The following is a 16,910-nucleotide window of genomic DNA, read 5'->3' as shown; positions in this document are numbered from 1 at the left end:
GGGGACGGGCGGCCGCCCGGCTAGGGGGCCGCCGATTCCCTGGCGGGGAGCGGTGCCGGCGGCTCCGAGGCGGCCGTACGCGGGACCAGCGCGGCGGAGAGCCGGTCCAGGGCCGTCTGGGCGGTGTCGGGGGCTTGTGTCCGCCCGGCCAGGAAGGCGAAGGCGAGGAGCCTGCCGTCGCCGTCGACGACCGTGCCGGCCAGGGCGTTCACGCCGGTGAGCGTGCCCGTCTTGGCCCGGACGAGCCCGGCGGCGGGCGAGGCGTCCCCGTACCGGCTCCTGAGGGTGCCGGTGAACCCGGCGACCGGCAGCCCGGTGAGGACGGGGCGCAGCTCCGGGTGGTGCGGGTCGGCGGCGCGGGTCAGCAGGGCGGTGAGCAGCGCGGCGCTGGCCTTGTCCTTGCGGTTCAGTCCGCTGCCGTCGGCGAAGCGCGTCCCCTTGAGGGGCAGCCGGAGCCGTGCGAGCTCCGCCGTGACGGCCCGGCCCGCGCCCGCGAAGCTCGCGGGTTCGCCGGCGGCGATCGCGGTCTGCCGGGCGAGGGATTCCGCGATGTCGTTGTCGGACTCGGTCAGCGCGCGTTCGACGAGGTCGGACAGGGGCGCGGAGAAGGTGCGCGCGATCCGTTCCGAACCCTTGGCGGCCCTGCCCGCGGAGGGCGGCTCGGCGGTGCGGACGCCCCGGTCGCGCAGCAGGCTCGCGAAGGTCCGGGCGGCGTCGCCCGCCGGGTTGCCGCTGCGGGGCGCGGGGCCGGTCGTGGACGCGTCGAGCCGCCCCTGTCCGGCCATCAGGGGGACCACGGGAGCGATGTTGTCGTTGGGGCCGATGGGGTGTTCGCGGGGGCCCGTGTAGAGCGAGGTGTCGTAGCGCAGCTCGACCTTGGTCACGCCGCTGTCGCGCAGCGCCCGGGCGGTGTCGCCGGCGAGGGCGGCCAGCCGCTTCCGGTCGAGGGTGGCGTCCCCGCCGCCGACCAGGGTGAGCCGGCGCCGGTCCTGGGTGGCCAGGACGAGGGTGGGGATGCGGTGGTCGGGGCCGAGCGCGGAGAGCGCGGCGGCCGTGGTCGCGATCTTGACCGTGGAGGCCGGGGTCATCGGGGTGGCGGCGCCCCTGCCGTACAGGACCTCGCCGGTGGCCGTGTCGACGACGGAGGCCGTACGGGAGGGGCCGAGCGCGTCCGCGTCGAGCAGCCTGCCGAGCGTCCGGCCGAAGTCGGGGGAGGCCGTCCCGCGCGCGGCCTCGGGGCGCGTGGACCGCGGGTGCGCGGACTCGGGGTGCGCGGTGCCGGAGCGGCCGGTGCCGGGACGGGTGGTGTCGGGGGCGGCGAGCGCGTTGAGCACTCCGGCGGCGCTGGGGGCGGGCGCGGGCGTGCGCGGCGCGGACGGACCGTGATGTGCGCCACCCGCGCGGCCCTGTGCGACCGCCCACTCCCGCTCGGCCTTACGCTGTCCGGAGTCCCAGGGGCCCGCCGCCACCACCGCCACGGCGGCGAGGGCGAGACCGATCGCGGCGGAACCCGCCGTGACCTGCCATGCTTTCGGCTCAACCACGGCTGACCAGCCCCTTTCGCGATCACACTGCTGCGTGGGGGACACTTAACCACTGCGCCTCGCCCCGAGCATGCCAGCCCGGCCAGTAACGGCCTGTCAGGCCGGGGGTGAGGGCCGGTAACCGCAGCACCACCCGGACATTGTGTTGATCATGGAGGAGCCACCCGTGGAGTTCGACGTCACCATCGAGATCCCTAAGGGTTCGCGGAACAAGTACGAGGTGGACCACGAGACCGGTCGGATCCGCCTTGACCGTCGTCTCTTCACCTCGACCAGCTACCCGGCGGACTACGGATTCGTCGAGAACACCCTGGGCGAGGACGGCGACCCGCTGGACGCCCTGGTCATCCTGGACGAGCCGACCTTCCCCGGGTGTCTCATCAAGTGCCGCGCCATCGGCATGTTCCGGATGACGGACGAGGCCGGCGGCGACGACAAGCTGCTGTGCGTCCCGGCCTCCGACCCCCGGGTGGAGCACCTGCGCGACATCCACCACGTCTCGGAGTTCGACCGCCTGGAGATCCAGCACTTCTTCGAGGTCTACAAGGACCTGGAGCCCGGCAAGTCCGTCGAGGGCGCCGACTGGGTCGGCCGCGCCGAGGCCGAGGCCGAGATCGAGGCGTCGTACAAGCGCCTGGAGGCGCAGGGCGGCGCGCACTGACGCGGCGTTCCACCGTGTGACCGGCGGACAACCGCCGGGCGGACGACGGGCGGCGTACCCCTCGGGGGGTGCGCCGCCCGTCCGCGTGTGCCCGCCCGCTTCCCGTGCCCATACTGAGCGGACAGCGGACAGCAGGCCGTGGGCCACGGACAGCGGGCCGTGGGCCGTGGGCCGGTCGGCCGGCCCTCCGGAGGGGTATGAGGCGCCGTACGTGCCGTACGCCGGAACCCGTACACCGGAAACCGTATGCCGCCCAGGACGAGCGGTCCGGCGACGAGTGGGTACGAGACAGCGGTACGACGAACAGCGGTACGACAACCAGCGGTACGACAGGGAGTGAGGACGCAGACCGTGGTGGCCGAGCCGGACCGGTCCGAGGACCGTAAGCCTCCGTCGGACGAGGCACACAGCGCGTTCACCCCGCCGCTCGGGGTGGGACAGCCGCCGGTCCCCGAGGACGACCATCCGACGTCGGAGTTCGCGCTTCCCGACGGCACCACGACCGAGCCGCCCGCAGAGCCCGAGGGCTCCGCGTTCGACCTGCCGGGCGGGACCCGCCCCCAGCCGGGGGCGGGCGCGGGGGCGGGACTGAGCGGGAGCACGGCGTTCACACCGGCGCACGGGGTGCCGATGCTCGCGCTGAGCCGGGAGGCCCCCTGGCAGGACCGGATGCGGACGCTGCTGCGGATGCCGGTCGGGGACCGCCCCGTACCGGAGATTGTGCAGCGCCACGACGACCAGGGGCCCGCCGTCCCGCGCGTCCTCGACCTGACGCTGCGCATCGGCGAGCTGCTGCTCGCGGGCGGTGAGGGCGCCGAGGACGTCGAGGCCGCGATGTTCGCGGTCAGCCGGGCGTACGGGCTGGACCGCTGCGAGCCGACCGTCACCTTCACCCTGCTGTCGATCTCGCACCAGCCGTCGCTGGTGGAGGACCCGGTCACGGCGAGCAGGACCGTACGGCGGCGGGGCACCGACTACACCCGGCTGTCGGCCGTCTACACGCTCATCGACGACATCACCACCGAGGACACGGACACCACGCTGGAGGAGTCGTACCGGCGGCTCGCGGAGATCCGCCGCAACCGGCACCCGTACCCCGGCTGGGCACTGACCGTGGCGAGCGGGCTGCTGGCCGGTTCCGCCTCGGTCCTGGTCGGCGGCAGTGTGCTGGTGTTCGTGGTCGCGGCGCTCGGCGCGATGCTCGGCGACCGGCTGGCGTGGCTCTGCGCCGGGCGCGGGCTGCCGGAGTTCTACCAGTTCGTGGTGGCGGCGATGCCGCCCGCCGCGATGGGGGTGGCGCTGACCCTGCTCGGCCCGCACGTGCCCTGGGAGGGCCGCCCCTCGGCGGTGATCACCGGTGGTCTCTTCGCGCTGCTCCCGGGGCGGGCGCTGGTGGCCGGCGTCCAGGACGGGCTGACGGGGTACTACATCACGGCGGCGGCGCGGCTGCTGGAGGTCATGTACTTCTTCATCGCGATCGTCATCGGCGTCCTGCTCGTGCTCTATCTCGGCGTCCAGCTCCACGCCGAGCTGAACCCGGAGGCGGCGCTGCACGCCGACGTACGGCCGGTGGCACAGACCCTGGCGGCGGTGACGCTGAGTCTCGCCTTCGCGATCCTGCTCCAGCAGGAACGTTCCACCGTGCTGATGGTCTCGCTCAACGGCGGCGTCGCCTGGGTCGTGTACGCGGCGATGCACGACATCGGCCGGATCTCCCCGGTGGCCGCCACGGCGGTCGCGGCCGGGGTGGTGGGCCTGTTCGGACAGCTCTTCTCGCGCTACCAGTTCGCCTCGGCTCTGCCGTACGTCACGGCGGCGATCGGACCGCTGCTGCCGGGTTCCGCGACCTACTTCGGTCTGCTGGGCTTCGCGCAGAACGAACTGGACCGCGGGCTCGCCTCGCTCTCCAAGGCGGTGGCGCTGGCGCTGGCGATCGCGGTGGGGGTGAACCTCGGCGGGGAGATCTCGCGGCTGTTCCTCAAGGTGCCGGGCTCGGGCCGGGCGTCGAGCCGCCGCGCGGCCAAGCGGACGCGCGGCTTCTAGTACGAGGAGCGGCTGACGGACCGGCCGAGGACCGGCTAGCGGTGCTGTTCGACCGCCTCGACGAGCCGGGGGTCCACGGCCAGCGCGTGCAGCGTCTCCCACGGCAGGCCGCCCGTCACCTCGGGAGCACCCGCGCCCGACGGATAGCCCGTTCCGTCGAGGCCCCCGTCGGTCCCGTCGCCCCCGTCGCCCTGCGGATTCGCCGGGGTCGACCCGTCGGTGGCAGCCCGGCTCGGATCGTCCCGCGGTGACCGGGTGGCGTCGGAGGACTGCGGGGCGCCGCCCGCGAGGATCTGGACGGTCCAGCCGTCGGCGGTCAGCCGGGTGATCCCCATGGCAGGGGGGAGCCCGGGGGCGTCGACGTAGTAGGCGAGTACGTCACCGTCGGGGCTTCCCGGCCCGTTGGTCTTCCCTTTCCCGCTGTTCGGGTCGGCGGTGCCGGTGGTGCCGTCCGTGGCATCGGTGCCGTTCGGGTCGCTCTGTACCGGGCGGCAGTTCTTGACGGAGCCGTCCCATGGCGTGCCGACCGGGGTGCCACCGGCGGTCCGGCACGCGGCCGCCGTGTCGCGCGCCCCCGCCGCGTCGGCCGTCTCCGCGGTCCTGGTGACGGACACGTACATCCAAACCGCGTCCCCCTCCGGCCGGACCAGCCGGAGGTAGCCACCGGGAACCGGCGGCTCCCGCGGCGTCCACGTCTCCAGGGTGCCCAGGTCCCGTACGAGGGGCCGCAGCGACGCGAGCGGGGGGAACCGGCTCTCCCCCGCTCCCGAGGACCCCGACGCGGCGGGCTCCACGGGCCCGTGGAAGGAGCCCAGCAGCGAGGGCAGCGTGGCCGCTCCGCCCGCCAGGACCACCACGGCCGCCGCGGCGCCCAGCGCCGTACCGATCCGGCGCCGCCGCCTGAGCCGCCGCCCCCGGACGATCGCGCCCGGCACCAGATCCGGCATCGGCGGCTCCGCCCCGACGCTCAGCCGCTCCAGCGCCCGCACGACCTCGTTCTCGCTTGTCTCCCCGGTCATCCTCACCACTCCCCCGTCGTGTCGCCGGTACGGTGCGACGCCCCCGCCAGCGGTGTGTCGCCCAGGATGCGGCGCAGCGCGGCCAGGCCCCGGGAGGTCTGGCTCTTCACCGTCCCCGTCCCGCACCCCAGCGCCGCCGCGGTCTCCTCCACGCTCCGGTCCTCCCAGAATCTCAGCACCAGGACCGCCCGGCTGCGGGGCGGCACCTGGCGCAGCGCCGCCAGCAGCGTCATCCGCAGATCCGGGTCGTGCGCGGGGGCCACCACGTCGTACTCCCGCGCCGACGGACGCTCCCACCAGCGGCGCCGCCGGGTCTCGTCGACGAACGTCCGGTAGAGCACCGTACGGGCGTAGGCGTCCGGGGACTCCGTCCGGCTCACCCGGCGCCAGACGGCGTACAGCTTGGCCAGCGTGTGCTGCACCAGGTCCTCGGACAGGTGCCAGTCGCCGCACAGCAGGTACGCCGTCCGGCGCAGCTGGGCCTGGCGGCTGCGGGCGAACTCGTCGAACGTGACGCCCCGCTGCTCAAGGGTCAGAGACACCGGCCGTCACCATCACCGTCGGGCGGCGGGATAAGGGTCATGTCCTCCGGACGGGACGGGGTCCAGGAAGGGTTGTCAGGCCCGGCGAGAAATTTTCCGCCACGGAACGCCTCCCCCGGCACGGGCCCCTCCCTCCGTCCTCCGTGTGTGGCCCCTCCTCCTTGAACGGCCGTCAGGTGGCGCGCAGCGCGTCGACCGGCTCCATTCCGGCGGCCCGCAGCGACGGATAGAGCCCGGCGAGCAGTCCGACCAGCGCCCCGGCCACCGGAGCGCCCAGCGCCGGGGCCAGATCCAGCACCGGCGTCCACTCCTGGGCCGCCGCCACCGCGACCACCACCACGATCCCCAGCACCGAGCCGATCGTCCCACCGAGCAGTCCGATGGTCGTCGACTCCAGCAGGAACTGGCCGGCCACCTGGCGCCGGGACGCGCCCAGCGCGCGCCGCAGGCCGATCTCCCCGGTCCGTTCCATCACGGTCACCAGGGTCACGTTCGCGATGCCGATCGCCCCCACCACCAGCGAGACCAGCCCGAGCACCAGGAACATTCCGTCGACGTCGCCGCGCACCGCGCCGCGGGCCTTCGTCAGATCCGGTGGCGCGGTCACCGCGAGGGAGTCCTGGTGTCCGGGTGCCAGCGCGATCGGCGCCTGCCGGGCCACCTGTTCGGCCGCACCGAGCGAGGTGTTCACCAGCACCCGGGTGACCGTCGTCAGGTCCAGCCGCTCCGCGGCCGTCGTGGGCGGCAGGAGCACGGCGGTGGAGAGCCGCTCCTCCCGCCGTACGGAGCCGAGGATCCCGATCACGGTGTACGACTGGCCCTCGATGAAGACCGCCGGGGCACCGTCGACCCGCTGGACGCCGAGCAGCCGCGCCGCCTGGTCGCCGAGGACCGCGACCCGGTCGCGCCGGGTGATGTTGCCCTCGTCGTAGAAGCGCCCGGCGGTCATCCGGCCGCGCACGGCCGCCGGCAGCTCCGCCGAGGCGGCGACGACCGCGAGGCCCTGGCCGGAGACGCCTCCGGGCGACGTGATGTCGTTGGCCCTGACCTGGACGTTGGAGGTGGCGCTGGAGTCGGCGAGAGCGGCGGCGGACTCCACCCCGGCCAGCCGTCGCACCGCGTCGGTGCCCGACCACTCCACCAGCGGTACGGGGTCGGGCCCGGGCGGCGGGGGCGGCACCGTCACGGTGACCGAGGTCGCGGCCAGCGCGCTGAACCGGCCTTCGATCTGGTTGCCCGCCGTGGCCGCCACGCCGATGGTGATGACCAGTGTGGCGATCCCGAGAACGGTGCCCAGAGTGGTCAGCGCCGACCGTACGGGCCGGGCCAGCACCCCCGAGAGCGCCTCGGTCCACAGGTCACGCGGATCCATCCGGGGGCGTTCCGCCCGTGCCCGACCCCGGCGGGCGGCCCTCCGTACCGTGGTCACCCGGCCTCCCTCGTGAGGCGGCCGTCGGTGATCCGGACCCGTACCCCGGCCCGGCGGCTCACCTCCTCCTCGTGGGTGATCACCACCAGGGTCATCCCCTGCGCGCGCAGCTCGTCGAAGAGCTCCAGCACCGAGAGCGTGTTCTCGCTGTCCAGGTTCCCGGTCGGCTCGTCGCAGAGCAGCAGCGCCGGGTCGCTCATCAACGCGCGTGCCATGGCGACCCGCTGGCGCTCCCCGCCGGAGAGCCGGTCGGGCCGGAAGCCGACGCGGTGCCCGAGCCCCACCCGATCCAGCGCCTCACGGGCCCGCGCCCGGCGGCCGCGCCGGTCCCGCCCGGGGCGTGGCCTGCGGTAGGTCTCGGCGAGCATCACGTTCTCGTCCACGGTCCGGTACGGCAGGAGGTGGAACGCCTGGAAGACGAACCCGATCCGGCCGCCCCTCAGCGCCGTACGTTCGAGGTCGCCGAGGCCGGTGGTCTCCACGCCGTCCAGCCGGTACGAACCGGAGGTGGGCCGGTCCAGCAGCCCCAGCGTGTTGAGCAGGGTCGACTTGCCGGATCCGGACGGCCCGACGATCGACACATGCTCCCCGCGACGCACGGTCAGGTCGACTCCGCGCAGCGCGTACACGGGCGGGTCGGTGGGGAAGGAGCGTGTCACGCCGGTCAGTTCGACGACCGGATCGGGGTGCGCCGGCGGGGTGCCCGTCACGCGCCCACCACCACCAGATCGCCCTTCTTCAGCTCCCCGCCCCCACTCGGCGCCACCTCGACCAGCCCGTCCGCCGCGATGCCCACCGTGACGGGCACCTCCGTGACCCGGCCGGAGCGCTGTACCCGTACCCGGGCCTGACCGTCCGCCGAGGTGTGGACGGCCGCGACGGGGACGGCGAGGACCGTGCCCTTCGACGCGCCGACCTTGATGGTCGTCTTCACCGATCCGCCGGCGCGGTCGCCGAGCGCGCCGCCCGCGGGCACGGTGATCCGCAGCTGGACCGGAGCCGACGGATCGACCGGCTCGGCTTCCCCGCCCTGGTTCTGCTGCCCCTGACCTTGCCCCTGGCCTTGCCCCTGCTCCGGCCCTTGCTCCTGGTCCGGGTCCTCGTTCTTCGAGGACGTCCCGCCGTCTCCGGCTCCGTCGCCGACCGCTTCCAGCTTGCCCACCGCCTTCTTGCCGTCCGGGGTCTCCACCGCCACCGCGAGCCCGGGCCGCAGCAGTGGGGCGTCCGCCCCGGGGACGACCGCCCGGACCAGCAGCTCGGAGCTGGTGACCGTACCGATGTCCCCCGTCGCGGCGTCCCCGGAGCTCACCGCCGCCTTGTCGAGCCGGGCGGGCAGTTCCGGCAGGAAGACGACCTCCCCGGACGGGATCTTCGTGCCGTACGAGGCCTCGAAGTCGCTCAGCGCGCCGTTGGCGGCGTCCAGCGCCTCCTGCGCGGCCTTCCGTTCCAGCTTCCTGACCCGCTCGGTGGAGCCGCCGGTCCGCTCCCCTCCGACGCCCTCGGCCTCGCCGGAGTTGTCGCCGCCGCTGCCGTTGCCTTCCCCGCTGCTGCCGCCTTCGCCGCTGCCGCTGTTGAGCAGCGTCACCTGCGCGCCGGTCACCGCCTGCCGCAGCTCGGCGAGCCGCCGGCGGTCGGCCGCGGTCGGCCCGTGGGCCGGATACCCCTTGCTCTTGTACCAGCGGGTGACCGCCGAGGCCGTCCCCGACCGGTAGGTGCCGCTGACCGCCCCCGGCTCGAAGCCGATCCGCCGCAGCGCCTGCTGAAGCTGGGTCACGTCGTCGCCGGTGGTACCCGGTGCGATCGTGCGGTACATCGGGACGGTCCCCTTCAGGACGAGTACGGGACGGCCGCTCACCGCCATCAGTACGTCGCCCTCCTTGAGCACCGTCCCGGCGACGGGCGCCTTGGTGACGCGCTGCTCGGTGCCCTCCTCCTCGGGGCCGCCCGCGGAGCCGACCGGGCCCGCCAGCCTGAGGGGCCGGGGCGAGCCGTACTCCAGCGAGCCCGACGCCACCACGGTCGCGGTGAGGGGACGCTCCTCGACGGCCACGGTCACCGGCCCCGCCGCCGGGGGCTTGTGGGCGGCGGCCACATCGGCGGGCGACCGTACCTGCGTACCGGCGAACCAGCCGCCCGCGCCGACCAGGACGACCACCCCGATGAGCGCTCCCAGCTTCCTGCGGTTGGCGGCGCCCGCCTCCGTACGTACGGAACCGTCCGCCCTGCCCCGGCGCCCGTGCCCGGCGCTCACCCCCGCCCCTCGGAGTGGGGGTTCGCCTTGAGCTTGGGGAAGTAGGCCGCCCGGAACTTCCTGCCGCACTTCAGGTCCTGCATGGCGGCGTCGACCTCCTCGGCGAAGAGGGACTTCAGCCGGTCCGCGGCCAGACCGGCCGTGCCGTCGGCGGGCATCCTGGCGCTGAGACCGAACTTGACCGTGTCGACGATGCCGGTCGGCTGGGTGGTCTCGGGCCTCAGCCCCTCCCCGGTCAGGCAGGAGGCGTACGCCTGCGCGAGCCCGACCAGCTCGGGGTCGCCGTTGAGCCGCTGCCCCGCGCGCGTGTTCTCCTCGTCCTTGGCGTTCTGCTCCTCGGTGAGCTCGGCTGCGCTCTTCTCCGGCCCGTACACGGCCGTGTCGGCCTCCTTCGTACAGCCGGTCTCCTCGGGCGGGGTCGTGTCGCCGGCGGCCAGGGCGCCGGGCTGACCCAGCGCCTTGAAGTAGGCGCTCTCCTGCGCGGGGGTGAGCGTGGCGCGGTAGGCGCTGTTGGGGTTGGCCAGCTTCTTCTCCTCGGCCGCGCTGTTCGGGGCCTGGGGGTCGTCGGGGTAGACGGCGCCCGCGTAGAGGCCGAAGCCGTACTTCTGCCGGTACTGCCTGGCCAGCTCGTAGTCGCGCCCGTCGAGCGCCTTCGAGGACTCGGACTCGTCCAGGACGTACGGGGTGTAGGTGAAGCCCTGCTTCTTCATGCAGGCCGCGACGGCGTTCTCGACGAGGTACCGCTGCTTGGTCTCCTGGTCGGCGCCCGCGGGGACGGCGAGTTCACCGCTGCCCGACCCGGAGGACGCGTCGGCGCCGGTGCTGGCGGTGGCGCCGGAACGGGACCCGGAAGCGGAGCTCGCGGAGTCGGCGCCCGCACCGCCGCAGGCGGCGAGGAGGGGCAGCAGGCCGACCGCCAGGACGGTGACCGCGAAGGACCGCGTTTTCTCTGTCATGCCGGGTAGAGCGCATCGACCCGGCCGGTGGGTTGTCAGGCTCCCCGGAAAAACCTGGGCGGCCCTTCCCGTCCGGACACGACAGAGCCCCGGCCCCAGCCCCGTGCGGAGCTGGGGCCGGGGCCCGGTGGAGGTGTGTCAGTGCCTGCCGTGCCGGCCGTGCGGGTCGCCGGGGCCGTCGGGCGCGTCGTCGGGCGCGCCGGGCCCCCGGTGCTGGTGGGGTGTCTGGTACGGGCCGGGATCCTGATACGCCCCGGGGGCGGCCTGGTAGGGGCCGGGGGCCGGATAGCCGCCCTGCTGACCTTGCTGACCTTGCTGGCCCTGCTGTCCTTGCTGGTACGGGTTGGGGTTCTGGTGCATCTGCGGGTTCTGCGTGTTCTGGGCGTTCGGGTACCCGCCGGGGCCCTGATATCCGCCCTGCTGCTCCTGGTAGCCGCCGGGCGTCTGGTACGGGTGGGGGTTCTGCTGAGCGCCGGGGGTCTGGTACCCGCCAGGGGTCTGGTACGGGCCGGGCGCCTGGCCGTAGCCGCCCTGGGCCTGGTAGCCGCCGGCGGGCTGATACGCGCCGGGAGCCTGCTGACCGTAACCACCCGGCTCCTGTGCCGGAGCCTGGGTCTGCGGCGCGCCACCCGCGCCACCCGGGCCGCTCGGGCGCTCGGCGCCGGAAATCTTCGGGAACCGCATCGTCTCCGCGCCGGGCGTACCGGGGGCGGGGGCGCCGTACCCCTGCATGGCCTCGGTGCCGGGGCCGACCAGGCCGTCGTCGACCGCGGGCTCCTGGCCCGCCGACTTCTTGGAGTGCGAGCGTGCGCGCAGGACCTCGATCACGATCGGCAGCACCGAGATCACCACGATCAGGATGAGGATCATCTCGATGTTCTCGTGCACGAAGTCGATCTTGCCGAGCGCCGCGCCCAGCAGCGTGACGCCCGCGCCCCAGAGTATGCCGCCGATGATGTTGAAGGTGATGAACGAGCGGTAGTTCATCCGGCTCACACCGGCGATGATCGGCGTGAACGTACGCACGACGGGCACGAAGCGGGCCAGGACCAGCGACTTGGGGCCGTACTTCTCGAAGAAGTCGTGCGCCTTCTCGACGTTCTCCTGCTTGAAGAGCTTGGAGTCGGGACGCTTGAAGAGCGCGGGGCCGACCTTCCGGCCGAAGAGATACCCGACCTGGTCACCGGCGATCGCCGCGAGCACGATCAGCAAGCAGACCAGCCAGAGGGGCGTCTTCAGGGTGCCGGCCGTGACCAGCAGGCCCGTGGTGAAGAGCAGCGAGTCACCCGGCAGGAAGAAGCCGATGAGAAGACCGGACTCGGCGAAGACGATGACCAGGACACCGATCAGCCCGAAGGTCCCGATCAGATAGTCCGGGTCCAGCCAGCTTGGTCCGAGCGCAAGGGTGGTCACGGGTTCCGGACTCCTGAGTCTTTGGTCGGTCGATCGGCGATTCGGCATGGTCGGCCGCGCACAAGCTATCAACGGCCGGCCGCTCCCCCGGGTTCCACCCAGCGTCCAGCAAATGCGCTCGGGATGCACACCGGGCAGACGGGTACAAAGCTGTGCGTGACACGGCCCGTACGGGGTCCGGCAAGGGACGCCGGAGCCGGTCGGGAGGCACCGGAGGCAGCGGAGGTGGGCGCGTGGCCGATGACGCGGCGCCCGACGCCCCCGCTCCCGACCCCGCTCCAGGCCCGGCCTCCGGCCCGGTTCCCGCCTCGCTCTCCGCCCGCGCCCTGCTGCCCCTGGTCGTGCCTTCCCTGGTGGTCGGGGTGGTCGCCGCGCTGGTGCTGCTGGGCGTGAGCGCGCTCGCGGGGCAGCTGGAGGGCGTCCTCTGGGGGACGCTGCCCGACGCCCTCGGCATCGGGCGCTACTCGGCGCTCTGGATGATCGTGATGCTCACGGCCGTCGGACTGGCGGTGGGCGTCGTCGTACGGCAGGTGTACGGGCACGCCGGGCCCGACCCGGCGACCACCGGGCTGGTCGACGCGCCGCTGGCCCCCGGGGTCCTGCCGGGGCTGCTGGTCGTCACGGTGCTCGCGCTGGCCGGCGGGGTCAGCCTCGGCCCGGAGAACCCGATCACCGCCACCAACATCGCCCTCGCGTACTGGCTCGGCCGCAAGGCCGCGCCGCGTGCCCCGGCCGCGCTCTGGGTCTCGCTCGGCGCGGCGGGCACGATCGGGGCGCTCTTCGGCACCCCGGTGGCCGCCGCGCTGATCCTCACCGAGACGCTCGCCGCGCGGCCGGGCCCCGGCTCGCTGTGGGACAAGCTGTTCGGCCCGCTGGTCGCGGCCGGTGCGGGCGGGCTGACCACCGTACTGATCGCGCGCCCGACCTTCGACCTGAACCTGCCGCCGTACCCCGGCACCCACTGGAGCGACCTGCTGGCCGCCCTGGTGATCACCCCGCTCGCCGCGGCGCTGGGCATGGCGGCGGTGTGGGTCTTCCCGTACGTCCACGCCCTCTTCCGGCGGATCGGGCGCCCGGTGTTCGCCCTGACCGCGGGCGGGCTGGCGCTGGGGCTGCTGGGGGCGCTCGGCGGCCGGCTCACGCTCTTCAAGGGCCTCGACGAGGTGAAGACCCTGGCGAGCGACCCCGACGGCTGGTCGGCCGGATCGTTCGCGCTGATGACGGTGGTGAAGCTGGCCGCCCTGGTCACCGCCGCGGCCTGCGGCTTCCGGGGCGGCCGGATCTTCCCCTCGATCTTCGTCGGGGTCGCGTTCGGTCTGTGCGCGCACGCCCTCGTCCCGGCCGTCAACCTCACCGTGGGGGTCGTCAGCGGCGTGCTCGGCATCCTGCTCGCCCTCACCCGGCAGGGGTGGCTCAGCCTGTTCACGGCGGCGGTCCTCGTCTCCGACACCGCCGTGCTGCCGCTGCTCTGCGTGGCCGTGCTGCCCGCCTGGCTGCTCGTCACGGGACGTGCCCAGATGCAGCTCCACGAGGACGGGACGCCGTTGCGGTGACCGGCGGACCGGCCCGGTCCGCCGACAGGCGGCGTACGGCCCCCGTCCGTATTCTCGCGAAGGGGGCCGTACGCACGTACCCACCCCCACACCCCGAGGAGATCCGCCGATGCCACTCCACCGAGGCGCGGACAGGGCAGCCGACGTACCCGAGAAGGAACTCGCCGAGCTGCGGCGGCTGTCGCTCAACCCGTTCTACGGGGAGGCGGATCCCGTCAGCGAGATGACCTCGGCGCCGCCCACCCACCGGCTGCCCGAGGGGCCGACCCCGCCGCACACGGCCTATCAGCTCGTCCACGACGAGCTGATGCTCGACGGCAACTCGCGGCTCAACCTGGCGACCTTCGTCACCACCTGGATGGAGCCGCAGGCCGCGGTGCTGATGTCGGAGTGCCGGGACAAGAACATGATCGACAAGGACGAGTACCCGCGCACCGCCGAACTGGAGCGGCGCTGCGTCGCGATGCTCGCCGATCTGTGGAACGCCCCGGACCCGGCGGCCTCCGTCGGCTGCTCGACCACCGGGTCGAGCGAGGCGTGCATGCTCGCCGGGCTGGCGCTCAAGCGCCGCTGGGCCGGGCGGAACGCGGCACGCTATCCGGCGACCGCCCGGCCCAATCTGGTCATGGGTGTCAACGTCCAGGTCTGCTGGGAGAAGTTCTGCACCTTCTGGGAGGTCGAGGCGCGGCTGGTGCCGATGGAGGGCGACCGCTTCCACCTCGATCCGCAGGCCGCCACCGACCTCTGCGACGAGGACACCATCGGCGTCGTGGCCGTCCTGGGCTCCACCTTCGACGGCTCGTACGAACCGGTCGCCGAGCTGTGCGCCGCGCTGGACGCGCTCCAGGAGCGTACGGGGCTCGACATCCCCGTCCATGTCGACGGGGCGTCGGGCGCGATGATCGCGCCCTTCCTCGACGAGGACCTGGTCTGGGACTTCCGGCTGCCGCGGGTCTCCTCCATCAACACCTCTGGGCACAAGTACGGCCTGGTCTACCCGGGTGTCGGCTGGGCGCTGTGGCGTTCGTCCGCCGAACTCCCCGAGGAACTGGTCTTCCGCGTCAACTACCTGGGCGGTGACATGCCCACCTTCGCGCTGAACTTCTCCCGGCCGGGCGCGCAGGTCGTCGCGCAGTACTACACCTTTCTGCGGCTGGGCAAGGACGGCTACCGCGCCGTCCAGCAGACCGCGCGGTCCATCGCCACCAGCCTCGCCGCGCGCATCGAGCGGCTGGGCGACTTCCAGTTGCTCACCCGGGGGGACCAACTGCCCGTGTTCGCCTTCACCACCGCTCCCGACGTGAAGAACTTCGATGTCTTCGACGTCTCGCGGCGGCTGCGCGAACACGGCTGGCTGGTTCCCGCGTACACCTTCCCCGCCCACCGCGAGGACCTTTCCGTGCTGCGCGTGGTCTGCCGCAACGGCTTCTCCGCGGACCTGGCCGCGCTGCTGGTGGCCGATCTGAAGCGGATCCTGCCGGAACTGCGCGCGCAGGAACGGCCGCTGGACCGCGACAGATCGGCCGCCACCGCCTTCCACCACTGACGGTCCGGGTACGGGGCGGCCGGCCGCCGGCCGCCCCGCGCCCGGCGCACGTTCAGCGGCTCAGCCGGCCGAATCTCCGTACCGCGAGCGGGAAGAAGACCGCGAGCAGCACCACCGGCCACAGGACCGCCAGCGCCCCCGCGTGCTCCGCCGCCCAGGAGCCGGTCGCGGCGGCCGCTCCTCCGTCCGGGGCGCCGAACAGTCCCCGTACCGCCGTGGCCGTCGCCGACATCGGGTTCCACTCCACCATCGCGCCCAGCCAGCCCGGCATCGACTCCGGCGTAGCGATCGCGTTGGAGAGGAAGCCGATCGGCCAGACCAGGATCTGCACCGCCTGCACCATCTCGGGGCGGCCCGCCACCAGGGCGAGCTGGATGCCGATCCACAGCATTGCGAACCGGAACAGGAGCAGCAGTCCGACGGCGGCCAGGAAGTCCACGGGGCCGCCGTGCCAGCGCCAGCCGATCGCGTACCCGACCCCGATCAGCATGCCCAGGCCGAGCGCCGACTGGAGCATGTCCGCGACGCTCCGGCCCACCAGGACCGCCGAGGACGCCATCGGCATCGAGCGGAACCGGTCCACCACGCCCTTGTTGAGGTCCTGGGTGACGGCCAGCATCGTCGATTCGAGACCGAAGGCCATGGTCAGGGCGAGCATGCCGGGCACGAGGAACGCGACGTACTCCCCCTCGATCCCGCGTCCGCCGCCGATCAGGAAGCCGAACATCAGCAGCAGCATCACCGGGAAGACCAGCCCGACGACAACCTGGACCGGCCGGCGCGCCCAGCGGGCGAGTTCGCGCCGGGTCATGGTCCAGGAGTCGGCGAGCGCCCAGCCGAGCCCACCGCCCCCAGCGGCCCCGGGGCCCTTCGCGGACACCGCCTCAGGGGTCACCGCACTCATGCCCGCACCCCCGTCCGCGCCGCCCGCTCCCGCTCCTGCTCCTGCTCCTGCTCCGACGGACCCCGCGCCCCGTCGTCCTCACCGGTCAGCCTGAGGAAGACCTCGTCCAGCGTGGGCCTGCGCAGCGCGATGTCCTCCGCCTCGACGCCCTCCGCGTGCAGGGCCCGTACGGTCGCGGTGAGCGCGGCCGTACGGTCGGCGACGGGGGCGCTCAGCAGCCTCCGGTCGGCGTCCGTACGGACCGACGCCGTGCCGGCCGTACGGGCCAGCAGCCGCGCCCCGTCCGCGAGCCGGTCCGCGTCCCGCAGGACGACATCGATCCGGTCCCCGCCGATCCTGGCCTTCAGCTCGTCCGTCGTGCCCTCCTCGACGACCCGGCCGTGATCCACCAGCGAGATCCGGTCGGCGAGCTGATCGGCCTCCTCCAGGTACTGCGTCGTGAGCAGTACGGTCGTCCCGCCGCCGACCAGCGAGCGCACCGCGCTCCACACCTCCGCCCGGCCGCGCGGGTCGAGCCCGGTCGTCGGCTCGTCGAGGAAGAGCACCTCCGGCTCGGTGATCAGGGACGCGGCCAGGTCGAGCCGGCGCCGCATCCCTCCGCTGTACTCCTCGACCGCCTTGCGCCCGGTCTCCCGCAGCCCGAAACGCGCCAGCAGCTCATCGGCGCGCGCCCCCGCGCGCCGGGCGCCGAGGTGGTACAGGCGGCCGAACATCTCCAGGTTCTGCCGCCCGCTCAGGTCCTCGTCCAGCGCCGCGTGCTGGCCGAGCAGCCCGATCCGGCGCCGTACCTCGCGCCCCCGTGTCCGCACGTCGTGGCCCGCGACCCGGACCACTCCCTCGTCGGGCCGCAGCAGCGTGCTCAGCACGCGTACGGCCGTGGTCTTGCCCGCGCCGTTCGGGCCGAGCACTCCGTGCACCGTCCCGCGCCGCACGCGCAGGTCGAACCCGTCGAGGGCGCGCTTCGCGCCGTAGCGCTTCCGCACCCCTTCCGCGACGATCACGTCCGTCCCGCCCGCCATGCCGCCCGTTGCATCGGTCAATGCCGTTCG

14 protein-coding genes are annotated in these 16,910 nt (G+C 73.7%); 4 read left to right on the top strand and 10 right to left on the bottom strand.

What is annotated here, in order from left to right; all coding sequences use genetic code 11:
* Window positions 1-20: 20 nt before the first annotated feature.
* The gene (gene dacB, locus ACFTZC_RS26355) at window positions 21-1,544 is read right to left on the bottom strand and encodes a D-alanyl-D-alanine carboxypeptidase/D-alanyl-D-alanine-endopeptidase (protein WP_382893759.1); all 1,524 of its coding nucleotides are present in this window, start codon (window positions 1,542-1,544) and stop codon (window positions 21-23) included.
* A gap of 166 nt (window positions 1,545-1,710) precedes the next feature.
* On the opposite strand from dacB, the gene ACFTZC_RS26350 reads away from it, so the two are divergent.
* Together ACFTZC_RS26350 and ACFTZC_RS26345 are read left to right on the top strand one after the other, a co-directional pair.
* Complete coding sequence (locus ACFTZC_RS26350; protein ID WP_003968257.1) at window positions 1,711-2,205, top strand: inorganic diphosphatase; 495 nt, start codon at window positions 1,711-1,713, stop codon at window positions 2,203-2,205.
* A 351-nt stretch (window positions 2,206-2,556) separates the two neighbouring features.
* Window positions 2,557-4,248, top strand: coding sequence for a threonine/serine exporter ThrE family protein (locus tag ACFTZC_RS26345; protein ID WP_382893862.1), 1,692 nt, complete (start codon window positions 2,557-2,559; stop codon window positions 4,246-4,248).
* 35 nt (window positions 4,249-4,283) lie between these two features.
* On the opposite strand, the gene ACFTZC_RS26340 is transcribed toward ACFTZC_RS26345, so the two are convergent.
* The 7 genes from ACFTZC_RS26340 to ACFTZC_RS26310 form a co-directional block, all read right to left on the bottom strand.
* Window positions 4,284-5,267 carry a hypothetical protein gene (locus ACFTZC_RS26340; protein WP_382893758.1) on the bottom strand — a complete coding sequence of 328 codons (984 nt, stop codon included), beginning with the start codon at window positions 5,265-5,267 and terminating at the stop codon, window positions 4,284-4,286.
* 2 nt (window positions 5,268-5,269) lie between these two features.
* On the bottom strand, window positions 5,270-5,809 hold the full coding sequence (locus tag ACFTZC_RS26335; protein ID WP_382893756.1) for a SigE family RNA polymerase sigma factor: 540 nt from the start codon (window positions 5,807-5,809) through the stop codon (window positions 5,270-5,272).
* Window positions 5,810-5,981: 172 nt separating this feature from the next.
* The gene (locus tag ACFTZC_RS26330) at window positions 5,982-7,181 is read right to left on the bottom strand and encodes an ABC transporter permease (RefSeq protein ID WP_382893754.1); all 1,200 of its coding nucleotides are present in this window, start codon (window positions 7,179-7,181) and stop codon (window positions 5,982-5,984) included.
* A 53-nt stretch (window positions 7,182-7,234) separates the two neighbouring features.
* Window positions 7,235-7,948, bottom strand: a complete 714-nt coding sequence (locus ACFTZC_RS26325; RefSeq protein WP_382893752.1) for an ABC transporter ATP-binding protein — start codon at window positions 7,946-7,948, stop codon at window positions 7,235-7,237.
* Complete coding sequence (locus ACFTZC_RS26320) at window positions 7,945-9,489, bottom strand: peptidoglycan-binding protein (RefSeq protein WP_382893750.1); 1,545 nt, start codon at window positions 9,487-9,489, stop codon at window positions 7,945-7,947. The genes ACFTZC_RS26325 and ACFTZC_RS26320 overlap by 4 nt, the downstream gene beginning before the upstream one ends.
* Window positions 9,486-10,445, bottom strand: a complete 960-nt coding sequence (locus ACFTZC_RS26315) for a hypothetical protein (protein ID WP_382893748.1) — start codon at window positions 10,443-10,445, stop codon at window positions 9,486-9,488. Before ACFTZC_RS26315 ends, ACFTZC_RS26320 begins: the two co-directional genes overlap by 4 nt.
* Window positions 10,446-10,583: 138 nt before the next feature.
* A complete protein-coding gene (locus ACFTZC_RS26310; protein WP_382893746.1) occupies window positions 10,584-11,858 on the bottom strand; it encodes a DedA family protein in 1,275 nt (424 codons plus the stop codon).
* Window positions 11,859-12,091: 233 nt separating this feature from the next.
* On the opposite strand from ACFTZC_RS26310, the gene ACFTZC_RS26305 reads away from it, so the two are divergent.
* Together ACFTZC_RS26305 and ACFTZC_RS26300 are read left to right on the top strand one after the other, a co-directional pair.
* Window positions 12,092-13,411 (top strand): ion channel protein, encoded by a 1,320-nt coding sequence (locus tag ACFTZC_RS26305; protein ID WP_382893744.1) that lies wholly within the window; start codon window positions 12,092-12,094, stop codon window positions 13,409-13,411.
* Between the two features lie 109 nt (window positions 13,412-13,520).
* Complete coding sequence (locus ACFTZC_RS26300; RefSeq protein ID WP_382893742.1) at window positions 13,521-14,957, top strand: glutamate decarboxylase; 1,437 nt, start codon at window positions 13,521-13,523, stop codon at window positions 14,955-14,957.
* 52 nt (window positions 14,958-15,009) lie between these two features.
* Here the strand turns inward: ACFTZC_RS26300 and ACFTZC_RS26295 are convergent, their stop codons facing one another.
* The gene (locus tag ACFTZC_RS26295) at window positions 15,010-15,861 is read right to left on the bottom strand and encodes an ABC transporter permease (protein WP_382893740.1); all 852 of its coding nucleotides are present in this window, start codon (window positions 15,859-15,861) and stop codon (window positions 15,010-15,012) included.
* On the bottom strand, window positions 15,858-16,880 hold the full coding sequence (locus ACFTZC_RS26290) for an ATP-binding cassette domain-containing protein (protein ID WP_382893860.1): 1,023 nt from the start codon (window positions 16,878-16,880) through the stop codon (window positions 15,858-15,860). Before ACFTZC_RS26290 ends, ACFTZC_RS26295 begins: the two co-directional genes overlap by 4 nt.
* Window positions 16,881-16,910: the final 30 nt, after the last annotated feature.

The organism is Streptomyces sp. NPDC056987, from assembly GCF_042673865.1.
Classification (GTDB): domain Bacteria; phylum Actinomycetota; class Actinomycetes; order Streptomycetales; family Streptomycetaceae; genus Streptomyces.
The sequence above is the reverse complement of the archived record's forward strand: the minus strand, read 5'-3'. Positions and strand labels throughout refer to the sequence as shown.